The sequence below is a fragment of the Clostridia bacterium genome (assembly GCA_024685775.1).
GTDB lineage: Bacteria > Bacillota > Clostridia > Christensenellales > CAG-1252 > CAG-1252.
Window position 1 is genome coordinate 1 of the sequence record JAIKVL010000020.1, and the last position, 11,666, is coordinate 11,666.

Below are 11,666 nucleotides of genomic sequence, written 5' to 3' on the forward strand. Positions count from 1 at the left end.
CTCTTTGATCCAGCACGACAGCTTGTCCCTGTACTTCTCGGGGATCATAATGCAAAGGTTATATCCTCGCGCGGTCCCGTCGGTGTGGCGCGTCGTCTTCCCCTTCATCGGCGGCACAAGAGTCACTTCGTCGCGATCGTAGATGTCAAGCGGCTCGACCTCAAGAACCTCGCATATCTTGTTGAGCGTCGAGGGAATCGGCAGCATCCGAAAGTTCAAGATGCGGGAGATATTGCCCGCGTCCAGCCCGACTTTTGCGCCGAGGTCCTTTGCCATCATTTCTTTTTTTTGGATAATCTCTTTTAATCTCATCGTTCTCTTCCCTCCAATAAGATAGATATAAAGGCGCGTCCCCGCTTACGCGGGTGTCAGAAAAATCGCCTAATGTCTAACCCGAGTACGTGGCAGTAGTCCTCGATCGTAATCTTCGCCGGGAGATCCAGTTTGTCTCGACCTTCCTTTCTAAGTTGGAACTTCCAAACACGGAGCATTTCGTACGCCTTCGCCTCTTTTACGCCGAGCCGAGCCATTACCTCTTCGACGCCGATATAATCTCGGATATATTTGAAGGAAGCACCTTCATCGCCATGTTGGATATGTAAGTTGGCAAAATATTCATCTAATACTTCCTCGTTTGTCATCTTCTCTCCTCCTTTGCTTCCTCTTTACTCATAGATTCACCATTTTATAAAGTTGCATATCTGCACCTTATTTGGCAAAAAAAATGGCGTGAAGTTCCTTCGCAGACAATTCCAAGTAAGCACCAATAATTGCTACTTCCCCGACAAAAAACGAGCCTTTCGCCATTTTTCTATAGAAAGTCGCGCAATTTATTCCGATTTTCTCCGAGAGTTCCTTCGTACTTATGTTCTTTTCGATCATTTTTGCTTTGAGTTTGTTTTTGTCTAACATTGCCATACCTCCATTTGTTGGTTGCATATCTGCACCTGCCACCATATTATCATATCGCAAAAATCCCTGTCAAGGCATATTTGCAACTTTTTTGAAATATTTTTAGGTTTGGATTGCAAATATGCGACAGTGGTGCTATAATATAAGTACGGAGGTACTATTATGGATATCGGGAATAGAATAAAAGAGCGTAGAGAGCAACTTGGTATTACCGCGGAGACGCTCGGAAAAAGAATAGGAAAAGCAAAAACAACTATATACCGCTATGAAAGTGGTTTTATAGAGAGTGTACCTGCGACCGTTCTTGACCAAATAGCAAAAGCTCTTATGACGTCGCCCGCCTACTTGATGGGATGGGAAGATCGTGAGCCAGCGGGAAAGGAATATACCTTTACAAACATCCTTCCTATTACGAAGCAACGTTTCCCCCTTCTTGGTCGTGTTGCCTGTGGGGAGCCGATCTTCGCATCCGAGGATCGCGAAAGCTACGTCGAAGCGGGCACAACCGTAAAAGCGGACTTTTGCCTTCAATGTCAAGGCGATAGCATGATAGGCGCTCGGATCCTCGACGGAGATATCGTCTTCATACAAAGACAAGATATGGTCGAAAACGGTCAGATCGCCGCCGTCATCATCGGGGAAGCCGCGACTTTGAAACGCGTCTTCTACTACCCCGAGAAGGGAAAGCTCGTGTTGCAAGCCGAAAACCCGAAGTATGAGCCGCTCGTCTACGTTGGAGACGAGCTCAACGAGATCCGCATCATCGGAAAAGCCGTAGCCTTTCAAAGCGACGTTCGATAGGAGGTGAACTATGATAATATCTTCTTTCGGAGCAATATTCTCGCCCATCGCTATCTTTATTATTTTAGCGCTTATATACACGATATATCATAATAATCAAAAAGCAAAAAATGAAAGGCACAGGCGCGACGACTCGGATAACTTTAGAAAACTGCTTACATTTGCTGAAGAGTTCAAGAAGGCAAACCCAAGGAAGATCGGACACTTCCTCGCGTTCTGCCGTTTTGATTTTGGCGTCCTGTATATGGTTTTTGTGGAGAGCGGGAAAAAGGTAAAAGACGCACTTATCGAAAACAACTATCTGGACGAAGCAAACAAGCATGATTGGTACGCGCCGGATGGGGAAGTGTTTAATTTGATAAACGAAGGTTTTGATTGGTATCTTGAAAAGGACGAACGATTGTATGCCCTGCCATACGGGCAAAAAAACAGGCGCAAAAAAATTGTGTTCTAAATGGAAAAATACTATATAACATCGACAAAGTTCTCTTTGCGCGAGAGGAAGTTAAAAAACGGGAAAACGGTCTACGATGTCATTTTTCGCGTGTACGACGCCGCTTTCCGTCCACGGCAGAAGGTCCTCTCGGGGTATACCTCAAAAACGCTTGCAAGCCGTGCTCACGCCGATTTTATCGCATCCTCTTGCGATCTCCTTACCGAAAAGCCCGAACCCGCAAAAGAGGTCGTGACGATCGGGAAGCTGTATCCGTCTTATCTCGCGTTCATATCTTCGACTCAAAAAGAGTCTTCACAATACGCGATCCGCTCCGCCTTCACGAATCACATTCTCCCGGTATTCGCTGATTGTGATGTGCAGTCCATCGAAAAAGGTGACCTCTATCGCTGGCAGGACGACCTAATCGCCTTCCGAAAAAAGAACGGGGAACCGTTCTCTTATGCGCACGTCAAGACCGTCCGCAATTTTTTCAATACATTCCTCAACTGGGTAGAAACGCGCTACGATATCAAAAACCCGCTCAAGAATGTGCCTTTCCCGAAGTCGTACACAAGCCGAGCGCGCGCGAAAAAAGAATACACGATATGGGAGGTAGAGGATTTTGACAAATTTATCGCCGTCGTGGATGATCCGATGTATCACGCACTCTTCACCCTGCTCTTTTGGTGTGGCTGCCGAATGGGCGAGGCGTTCTCTCTCACCCGCGCGGACTATAACGGTGAGACGCTCCGCATAAATAAGACCGTCAGCAAGAAGACGCTCGACGGATCCTCGTACAAGGTAACGCAGACCAAAGCGCGCCGCGATAACACGCTCCCGGTCGCGCGCCGTTTGAAAGACGAGCTCGATGCCTACGTCCAAACCGTCAAGAGCGGAGACTTCCTTTTCGGTGGAGACCGCCCCCTTCCCGACACGAGCGTTCGCCGCGCTTTCTACAAATACCAAGATACGGCGGGCGTCCCGCACGTTAAGATTCACGAGCTGCGGCATAGCTTCGTCTCAATGTGCATCCACCACGGCGCGAATTATATGGTCGTCGCTGAATTGATCGGGGACACTCCCGAACAAGTGCTCCAAACATACGGGCATTTTTGGCAGTCCGATAAAGCGAAAATCATATCGCTTCTTTAATGTCACATTTGTTGTCACAAAATGGGTAAAAAACAGAATAAAACAATACTAAATAATAGCAAAAACTATGAAAAAACCGCCTAAAAAGGCGGTTTTTTGCTCTTGGCGGAGAGATAGGGATTTGAACCCTAGGTACCGGTGAAGGTACGCATGATTTCGAATCATGTGCATTCGACCTCTCTGCCATCTCTCCAACGCTATTTACTATACACTAAAACACGGATGAAAGCAAGCATATTTCCGATTTTTCGGAAACAACTTGCTTTTCCTTTCAAAAATCAATAACGATACCCGTCTTTTTGCATCGCGAGGACTTGCAAGTTCAGCTGCTTGATGAGTTCATCGTTATTCGGCGTCTTTTGCATCAAGCCGATAATGCTTTCCGCGGCTTCCTGATTATCGCCCGCAGAGAGCATTTTGCGGATCAAATACGCGCCTTCGAGCTCTTTCTGCGTAAGGAGCAGCTCTTCCCTTCTCGTTCCGCTTCGATTGAGGTCGATCGCGGGGAAAATGCGTTTTTCGGAAAGTTTACGGTCGAGGTGGATCTCCATATTACCCGTTCCCTTAAACTCCTCGTAGACGACGTCGTCCATACGGCTGCCCGTGTCGATGAGCGCGGTCGCGATGATGGTCAGGCTTCCGCCGTTTTCGATATTTCTCGCCGCGCCGAAGAAGCGTTTCGGGAAATAAAGAGAGACGGGATCCACACCGCCCGAGAGGGTCTTTCCGCTGGAAGGAACGACGACGTTATTCGCTCTCGCGAGCCTCGTCAAGCTATCGAGCAAAATGACGACGTCCTCGCCCTGCTCAACCAGCCTTTTCGCGCGATTTAAGACCAATTCCGCGACTTTTATATGATTGTCGCTCTCCTCGTCGAACGTGCTGTAAATGACCTCCCCTTTGATGCTACGCTGCATATCGGTAACTTCTTCCGGGCGCTCGTCGATCAAAAGAACCATAAGCTTGACTTCGGGGGAATTGACCGAAATCGAATGCGCGATCATTTTGAGAAGAGTCGTTTTACCTGCTTTCGGCGGCGAGACGACCATCGCGCGCTGTCCTTTTCCGATCGGAGCAATCAAATCGATCGCGCGCGCCGCGAGTTCGTTGCGGACGTTCGGAATCTCCAAGCGGAGCTTTTGATTCGGGAAGATCGGGACGAGATCGTCGAATCTCGGACGTTTGAAGGAGTCTTCGACTTTAACGCCGTTGATCTCCGAAACCGCGATGACCGCAGGCGGCTTACCCTCGGTCGAGGCTTTGCAATACGCCTTGATCATATCGCCGGGACGAAGCCCGCATTTTTTGATGCGAAGGGTGCTGACGTAGCTATCCTTGGAGCTGTTTCGGAAATTATTCGCGCGCAGGAATCCGTAACCGTCGGGCAAGACTTCGAGGATACCCGAGCGAATCTCGCAGGTTTGAAGAAATTCCGGATCGAATTCCGAGACGAAGACTTTATCCTGCATCCTGACTTCGCGTTGCTTTTGATCGATATAGCGTTCCAAGGAGGACGGACGCTCTTGGAAACGATCGTACGGTTCCGAATACTGATCTTTCGTCCTCTCGATGAAAGTCGCGAGATCACTGTTCGGGTTTTGAGCATAAGAAGGATTCGGTTTCGGTCTCGCTTCGCCGGGATCGCCCTGCTGCAACCATTCGGTCGAATGGTGGATGATGCGCGGTCTCTGCGAATAATTGCGTCTTCCCGACGAAGGGATCGGCGCAGAAGCCGCAGTCGAAGAATCCGGCTGCTTTTCGACCGTTTCCGCAGGCTGCACCCCTTCTTCGGGAGCGGTTGCGGCTTTTGGAGGTCTCCCCGCCTTTCTCGCCGGTTGCGGTTTCAGTTTGCCGTCTTTGATATCAATAATGCTATCGATCATTTCCTGCTTTTTCAAAGACGTCGGATGGGGGACACCCATGTCGCGCGCAAGCGTGCGGATCCCGTGAATACTGAGCCCGTCCAAATATTCGCGCGTAATATCGCCGATTGTGATTTTGTTATCCATAAAATCCTCCAAAAAAATTCCGAAATCGGATCTTTTAATACTATGCGTTTGAGAAATCAAATAGACGAGAAGCCTCGTCAAGCCTTGCCGTTTCCCTAAATTCGGGTTTCCTTTACAGCGGGAAATTCGCTGTAAAGGAAACGGCTTAATCGAATGGTATGTGATCTACGGTCGAAAGTATTGACCGAAAATCAATCTTCAAAAATATAAACTTTGGTGTTGTATTCGTCGTCGAAGTCGGCGCGATCGAATTCTATCTCATCTTTTTTGAGGTATACGACGTCTTCCTCATCGAAATAATCGAGGAACGCATCCGCCTTTTCCAGATCGAGATGAATCGAATCCCTCTTATAATGCATCGGGATAACGACGCTCGGCAGAAGCTTGTCCACGTACTCTTTCGCGATCTCCGCGTCGATCGTAAAATTTCCGCCGATGGGGATCAAAAGGACGTCCACGGGACCGATCGCTTCAATGATCAAAGGCGACGGCTTATGCCCGATATCGCCGAGATGGCAGACGTTGACTCCGTCCATCCTGAAATTGAAAACGATGTTACTGCCGCGAAGTTTCCCGTTATGCGCGTCGTGTTTCGCGTCGACGCCCATAATATGGACGCCTTTGACTTCGAACATTCCGGGAGAATCGATGACGAGGGGGTTGCCCGCGATCGCTTTCACGTTGTCGTGATCGCTGTGATGGTGGCTTACCGTCACGACGTCAGCCGAAACGGGCGGGAGTTTGATCCCTATATCCTCGGAATAGGGATCGGTAACGACCGTAGTGCCGGTGCTTTCTTTCAACAGAAAACACGAATGCCCAAGCGGTTTCAGAATCATAAAAATCTCCTTTATTTGTTTTTATATCGTTCGACGAGCTCGACGATCTTATCGTGCGGGTCGAGCAATTTACTGACGGAACAGCTCTGATGGCAGGCGCTGATGATATAGGCGCTGTACTTCGCCATATCCGCTTCGATGAACCAAGGCTCTTTTCTGAGCTCTTCGGGGACGTAGGTCAGGTTCGTCGTAATAACGGCGTCGAAGAGCTTGTTTTCATACGCCTCGCGGAATTTTTGGATGCCTTCGGTAAACAGCCCGAACGTAGCGGAGAGGAAGATGCGGTTCGCGCCCTTCTCTTTGATGTGAGAAGCAAGGTTGATAAGGCTGTCGCCCGTCGCGATGAGGTCATCTGAAACGAAGATATCCATTCCCATCGGAGAATCGCCGATATACTCGTGCGCAACGATCGGGTTACGACCGTTAACGACCGTCGAATAATCGCGCCTCTTATAGAACATACCGAGGTCGATGCCGAGCAAAGCCGCGTAGAACGTGTTGCGGTTCATCGCGCCTTCATCCGGGCTGACGACCATGAAATGATCTTTATCCAAACGCAGATCGTCAAACCGATTCAAGAGAGCCTTGACGATTTGATACGAAGGCATAAAGTTGTCGAATCCCATAAGAGGAACCGCGTTCTGGACGCGGGGATCGTGCGCGTCGAAGGTGATGAGCTCGCTGACGCCGAGCGCTTCGAGCTCTTGGAGCATCATCGCGCAATCCAAAGATTCGCGCGCGCTTCTCTTATGCTGTCTGCCGCCGTAAAGGATCGGCATAATGACGGTGATGGACTTCGCCTTACCGCCGATCGCCGAAATGATCCTTTTCAGGTCGGCGTAGTGATCGTCCGGCGACATCGGGACGTTCATCCCGTACATATTATAACGGATGCTGTAATTACCTACGTCGCAAATAATGAAGATATCCATTCCGCGAACGGACTCTTTGATCAAAGCCTTCGCGTCGCCAGAAGTAAAGCGCAAGCAACCGTGATCGATGATAAACGTGTTCTTCGTAAAAGACTTTCCGTGCTTTGCCGCTTCTTCATTATACCACTGAACGAGATATTTGTCAATGCGATGTCCGAGTTCTTGCGCTCCCGCCATCGCAATGATACCCATCTCGGGAAGATGCGCCTCAAAATCAAATGCCTTTTCCAAAAACGAAGTTGCCATATTTTCCTCCTTAGATATAGTAACGGCTCGCGCTCTTCGGCGCGAACCGAACGATTACATATATAAATTTGCGTCGGGGAATTCCGGTTCGCAAGTCAAATTGACGCCGAGCCTTTTGAAAAGCTTTTCATCCGCCCCGCTTAAAATACAAGTCGAATGCGCTTCGCAACCATTCAAGTATTTCAAGTGCTGGACGGCGAGCTCCGCCGCGTGGTTACTCGTCTGACTGACGACGAGAGCCATAAGGACTTCGGACGGGTTTAATTGATAATGTCGCTCTTTGTAGGTCTTCTTTTTGAGATTGACCATCGGTCGGATAACGGCGGGCGCGATCAGCTTGATCGGATCGGCGATGCCCGCAAGGACTTTGATCCCGTTCAAAAGCGCGCTGGAAGCCGCTTCAAGATCATCCGTCGTCTTTCCGGTCACGATCTTTCCGTCGGGAAGTTCGAGAGAGACGACCTGTTTCCCGCATTTTTTCGCTTTTTCGAGCGCGGGCGCGACGACTTTGCGATCCGCGACCGAAAGCCCGAGTTCGCTCATCAAGAATTCGAGTTTCTTGATGGTCTCCATCTCGGCGTTGCCCTGCTTATAGTAGCAAAGGGTTTGATAGTATCTGCGAATGATTTCCTGCTTCGCCGCGGCTTGGACGACCTCGTCGTCCACGATTCCGTAGCCCGCCATATTGACGCCCATATCGGTCGGGGATTGGTATCTGCATTCGCCGAGGATGCGGGTCAGGATTGCCTTGACCACGGGGAAAACTTCGATATCGCGGTTATAGTTGACGGTCTTCGTCCCGTACGCTTCGAGATGGAAGTGGTCGATCATATTGACGTCCTTCAAATCGGCGGTCGCCGCTTCGTAAGCGACGTTGACCGGGTGCTTCAAAGGAATATTCCAGATCGGGAAGGTTTCGAATTTCGCATAGCCCGCCTTGACTCCCCTTTTGCTTTCGTGGTAAAGCTGGCAAAGGCAGGTCGCCATCTTTCCGCTTCCCGGACCGGGCGCGGTAACGACGATCAAGGGGCGCGTGGTCTCGATATACGGGTTTTTACCGTAGCCTTCGTCGGAAACGATCGTGTTCACGTCCGTCGGATAGCCCTTGGTACGGGTGTGGATGTACACCTTTTCGCCGCGAAGTTCGAGCTTCTTTTTGAAGAGATCCGCCGCGGGTTGGTTCTCGTACTGCGTTATAACGATACTGCCGACGAAGATCCCGAGCGCGCGGATATTATCGATCGTCCGCATAACGTCGTGACCGTAATCGATGCCCATATCGGCGCGGATCTTGTTCTTTTGGAGATCGGCGGCGTTGACCGCCACGATGAGCTCGGCTTTATCCTTTAATTTTTGGAGAAGTTTGACCTTCGCATTCACGTCGAAGCCCGGAAGGACGCGCGACGCGTGATAATCGTCGAAAAGCTTCCCGCCGAATTCGAGATAGAGTTTTCCGCCGAAACTGTTGATACGTTCAATGATGGCTTGCGATTGTTTCTTTACATATAAAGCATTATCAAAACCGATTTTCATAAAACATCCCTTGTAAAAGATAAAACCTTTCGCCGAGCGCTTCCGCACCCAACGTTTACCATATCGTTTTCAGTATAATTCTCGCGCGCGCCTATGTCAAGAAATATAAACGTCAAGCCACAAAAAAACATTTTTTCATCTCCCGAACGCTCACGTTTCGGACGAGGTAAAAACCTCTTTTTGAAGCGCGGCACGAGCGATCAAAAAAGCACGAAATTACCGAAATCTACGAACAAAGCGGTAATAACCGCGAGCAGGAGCAAGTTGAAGACCTGATGGATAATGACGATCACGAGCGTGTGGCGACCCATAAAGCGAAACGGCGCGTTCCATTTTCCGTCGAGCGCGGGCAAAAGCGACTTTCCCGAAGAATACAAAAGGGTCACGACCGCGGCGCCGGCAAACGCGATGCCGAGGTTCGGGATCAACGGGAAATAATCCCCCATATCCATTCCGTGCGCGAAGTTCATATGAAACATCATCAAGACGTCGTGCTGCGTCGGTTCGATCCGATTCAGAAACGCGTTTATAATGAAAACCGCCGCGGCGAGAAGCGCGCTGACGATCACGAAAACGAGATCCGCCCTCTTTTTCGCAAGCCGCGTCAACTGATACACGGCGGAAACGATGAGCGTGACAAACGAAAGCATATGCAAGACGCCGAAGGTGATGATATAGCCGCCGTCCACGATCCCGAGGAGATACGCGAGATACGTCCCGAGGGTTATGACAGAAGCCGCGATCATCGTTTTCGCGGCGCGAGCGGCGTTGTCTCGGCTGAAAATCGTGGAACCGCCGCAAAGCCCGAAGAACACGCATAACGCGATCATTTGGATCACGTCGCGCGTCGAACCGATCCAACTCTCTCCGTGATCCCACCAACAGCAAGCGAATTTCGCGACGACGCGCGCCGCGCCGCCCTTTTCCGCCCAAACGTCGGAAAAAGTCGCGCAAAGATCGAACATAAAGTGATCGATCCACATCAAAAAGATCGTAAACCCACGGAGAAAATCCAGCTCCCAAATTCGAGCGCGGGGCGCGCGCTCCGAGCGAGGATAGTTATTCGGAACACATCTTTCGTCCGGGGAGAGAAACATTTTTACTCGTCCTTATACTCCGTTCCCAAATAACGGACGCCGTTCGCGCCGTCGGAAAACAATTCGAAGCGATCCGAGTATTCCTTTACGAGGACGCCCGGACGACGTTTGCTGTGATAGACGAGAGGTTTTTCCGCGCGTTCGGAAGAATAAGGATCTTTGCGATAGGGATCGTCGCGATACGAGTCCATTCGAGAAGCGGGTCCGTCGGGAAACGGCGGGAAACGATCCGCCCTTTCATAACGATCCTCGTCGGGTCTCTCTCTTCTTTCTCCGTAAAAGTCGCCTCGAGCGCGCGAACGATCCGAAGGATACGATTCGCCGTAACCGTAATCACCCTCGCGATAAAAACACGCGCCGTCGCGCCGTCTGTACTCCGAGCGATCCGCGCTTTCCGCTTCGATCGCGTAACGCGGGCGACGATCCGAGCGATCTCGATCGGAAGAATAAGAAGGTTCTTTCGGTTTTCGGAACGAAGCAAAGATCGAAGAGATCGGGCGAACGAGAAGATTGCGGATCGTGATGATCGCGGACGCGACGCAACAAAGCGCGAGCCCTATGTAGTACAAGACCTGATCCGTCCCCGTTCCGCCGAAGGTAAAATCCGTCGCGGCAAGCAAAATCAAGCCGAAAAAGACGTAAAACAAAGGAATATACAAGCCGAGGAACACGAAAAGACTGCTGAGGACCTGTATCGTCGTTTTCAGCAGTTTGAAAAACAATTTTAAGAAACCCCAAACGGCGAGGACGATCGCCATAAAAATACCGTTTTTCATTTCTCTCCCGAATCTCGGCTTTCCGAACGAATTCGAAAAACCCGCATAAAAAAGATATTCCCTTTTTCTACGAAAAATTATACCATAAATAAGGTCGAATAGTAAACGTTTTTGGAAAAACAGCGAGAAAACCCGAATCCCGCTCAATCGGAAGGCGAAAGCTCTTTCAAAAGCGCCGCGCAACAAGTCTCGATCTCGCGATACACTCGATCGAAACGGTCGGTATACCAAGGATCCTCGATCTCTTTTCCGCCGAGTCCGTGCTCTCCGAGAAGCGAAACCTTGGATAAATCGACCGAATAGCGTTTCAGACGATAGAGATTATTCTCGTCCATACAAAGGATAAAATCGTTCTTTTCCGCGTCTTCCGCCGTAAATTCACGCGCGTGACGACTCGGACAAGGGACGCCGTGATCCAACAAAACGCGCTTTGCGGGCGGGTACACGTCATTTCCTATCTCCTCACGCGAAACCGCGCAGGACGAAACTTCGATCACGTCCGACAATCCCGCCTTTTCGATAAGATCGCGAAAAACGTACTCCGCCATCGGCGACCGACAGATATTCCCATGGCAAACGAACAGCACTCTTTTCAACGCGAGAGCACCTCATCCGCCCATTCTTTGAGTTCCCGCTCATTTGCGGACGCTTTGAACCTTTTCCCGTCGAGAACGACGGCGCCTGGCGCGAGCGCGCGCATATTTTTCGCCGTATCGCCGAGACCGGATCCGCCCGACGTCGCGAACGGAACGACGGTTTTTCCCGAAAAATCATACGATTCGAGGAAGGTGGCGATGATCGAAGGCTCGCGATACCACCAGATCGGGAAGCCGATCAAGACGGCGTCGTAAGAGGAAAGATCGGTTCTTACTCCGATCTCGGGGCGCGCGGAACGATCCGCCATTTCGACGCTGCTTCGGGAATTCTTATTCA

14 protein-coding genes and 1 tRNA gene are annotated in these 11,666 nt (G+C 50.3%); 3 read left to right on the forward strand and 12 right to left on the reverse strand.

The annotated features are described in order from the left end of the window. The 3 genes from K5753_03835 to K5753_03845 form a co-directional block, all read right to left on the reverse strand. The coding region (locus K5753_03835; protein MCR4726332.1) for a helix-turn-helix domain-containing protein at positions 1 to 279 on the reverse strand (279 nt) is incomplete at its 3' end. 89 nt (positions 280 to 368) lie between these two features. Continuing rightward, positions 369 to 641, reverse strand: a complete 273-nt coding sequence (locus K5753_03840) for a hypothetical protein (GenBank protein ID MCR4726333.1) — start codon at positions 639 to 641, stop codon at positions 369 to 371. A 67-nt stretch (positions 642 to 708) separates the two neighbouring features. Next, positions 709 to 957, reverse strand: coding sequence for a helix-turn-helix transcriptional regulator (locus tag K5753_03845; protein ID MCR4726334.1), 249 nt, complete (start codon positions 955 to 957; stop codon positions 709 to 711). A gap of 117 nt (positions 958 to 1,074) precedes the next feature. On the opposite strand from K5753_03845, the gene K5753_03850 reads away from it, so the two are divergent. Genes K5753_03850 through K5753_03860 form a run of 3 tightly spaced genes read left to right on the forward strand, consistent with a single transcriptional unit; the run spans position 1,075 to position 3,301 of the window. After that, positions 1,075 to 1,713 (forward strand): helix-turn-helix domain-containing protein, encoded by a 639-nt coding sequence (locus K5753_03850; protein MCR4726335.1) that lies wholly within the window; start codon positions 1,075 to 1,077, stop codon positions 1,711 to 1,713. A gap of 10 nt (positions 1,714 to 1,723) precedes the next feature. Further along, complete coding sequence (locus K5753_03855) at positions 1,724 to 2,167, forward strand: hypothetical protein (GenBank protein MCR4726336.1); 444 nt, start codon at positions 1,724 to 1,726, stop codon at positions 2,165 to 2,167. Then, on the forward strand, positions 2,168 to 3,301 hold the full coding sequence (locus tag K5753_03860; protein ID MCR4726337.1) for a site-specific integrase: 1,134 nt from the start codon (positions 2,168 to 2,170) through the stop codon (positions 3,299 to 3,301). A 103-nt stretch (positions 3,302 to 3,404) separates the two neighbouring features. On the opposite strand, the gene K5753_03865 is transcribed toward K5753_03860, so the two are convergent. From K5753_03865 to K5753_03905, 9 genes are all read right to left on the reverse strand, one after another. Next, positions 3,405 to 3,494 (reverse strand) — tRNA-Ser (locus tag K5753_03865). Between the two features lie 85 nt (positions 3,495 to 3,579). Beyond that, positions 3,580 to 5,310, reverse strand: coding sequence for a transcription termination factor Rho (gene rho, locus K5753_03870; protein MCR4726338.1), 1,731 nt, complete (start codon positions 5,308 to 5,310; stop codon positions 3,580 to 3,582). A 191-nt stretch (positions 5,311 to 5,501) separates the two neighbouring features. After that, positions 5,502 to 6,149 (reverse strand): MBL fold metallo-hydrolase, encoded by a 648-nt coding sequence (locus K5753_03875; protein MCR4726339.1) that lies wholly within the window; start codon positions 6,147 to 6,149, stop codon positions 5,502 to 5,504. Between the two features lie 11 nt (positions 6,150 to 6,160). Further along, on the reverse strand, positions 6,161 to 7,327 hold the full coding sequence (locus tag K5753_03880; GenBank protein ID MCR4726340.1) for a ribose-phosphate pyrophosphokinase: 1,167 nt from the start codon (positions 7,325 to 7,327) through the stop codon (positions 6,161 to 6,163). A 54-nt stretch (positions 7,328 to 7,381) separates the two neighbouring features. Further along, positions 7,382 to 8,860 carry a DUF1846 domain-containing protein gene (locus K5753_03885; GenBank protein ID MCR4726341.1) on the reverse strand — a complete coding sequence of 493 codons (1,479 nt, stop codon included), beginning with the start codon at positions 8,858 to 8,860 and terminating at the stop codon, positions 7,382 to 7,384. 200 nt (positions 8,861 to 9,060) lie between these two features. Then, entirely contained in the window at positions 9,061 to 9,957 is an 897-nt protein-coding gene (locus K5753_03890) for a DUF1624 domain-containing protein (protein MCR4726342.1), read from the reverse strand. Between the two features lie 2 nt (positions 9,958 to 9,959). Next, a complete protein-coding gene (locus tag K5753_03895) occupies positions 9,960 to 10,733 on the reverse strand; it encodes a hypothetical protein (GenBank protein ID MCR4726343.1) in 774 nt (257 codons plus the stop codon). 143 nt (positions 10,734 to 10,876) lie between these two features. Further along, on the reverse strand, positions 10,877 to 11,329 hold the full coding sequence (locus K5753_03900) for a low molecular weight phosphotyrosine protein phosphatase (protein MCR4726344.1): 453 nt from the start codon (positions 11,327 to 11,329) through the stop codon (positions 10,877 to 10,879). Then, a partial coding sequence (locus tag K5753_03905; protein ID MCR4726345.1) for a flavodoxin occupies positions 11,326 to 11,666 on the reverse strand: 341 nt, incomplete at its 5' end. The genes K5753_03905 and K5753_03900, both read right to left, overlap by 4 nt.

Coding starts and splice junctions, on each gene's coding strand:
- K5753_03840 (MCR4726333.1), bottom strand. CDS start 641: ATGACAAACGAGGAAGTATTAGATGAATATTTTGCCAACTTACATATC.
- K5753_03890 (MCR4726342.1), bottom strand. CDS start 9,957: ATGTTTCTCTCCCCGGACGAAAGATGTGTTCCGAATAACTATCCTCGC.
- K5753_03860 (MCR4726337.1), top strand. CDS start 2,168: ATGGAAAAATACTATATAACATCGACAAAGTTCTCTTTGCGCGAGAGG.
- K5753_03880 (MCR4726340.1), bottom strand. CDS start 7,327: ATGGCAACTTCGTTTTTGGAAAAGGCATTTGATTTTGAGGCGCATCTT.
- K5753_03845 (MCR4726334.1), bottom strand. CDS start 957: ATGGTGGCAGGTGCAGATATGCAACCAACAAATGGAGGTATGGCAATG.
- K5753_03850 (MCR4726335.1), top strand. CDS start 1,075: ATGGATATCGGGAATAGAATAAAAGAGCGTAGAGAGCAACTTGGTATT.
- K5753_03855 (MCR4726336.1), top strand. CDS start 1,724: ATGATAATATCTTCTTTCGGAGCAATATTCTCGCCCATCGCTATCTTT.
- K5753_03885 (MCR4726341.1), bottom strand. CDS start 8,860: ATGAAAATCGGTTTTGATAATGCTTTATATGTAAAGAAACAATCGCAA.
- K5753_03875 (MCR4726339.1), bottom strand. CDS start 6,149: ATGATTCTGAAACCGCTTGGGCATTCGTGTTTTCTGTTGAAAGAAAGC.
- rho (MCR4726338.1), bottom strand. CDS start 5,310: ATGGATAACAAAATCACAATCGGCGATATTACGCGCGAATATTTGGAC.
- K5753_03895 (MCR4726343.1), bottom strand. CDS start 10,733: ATGAAAAACGGTATTTTTATGGCGATCGTCCTCGCCGTTTGGGGTTTC.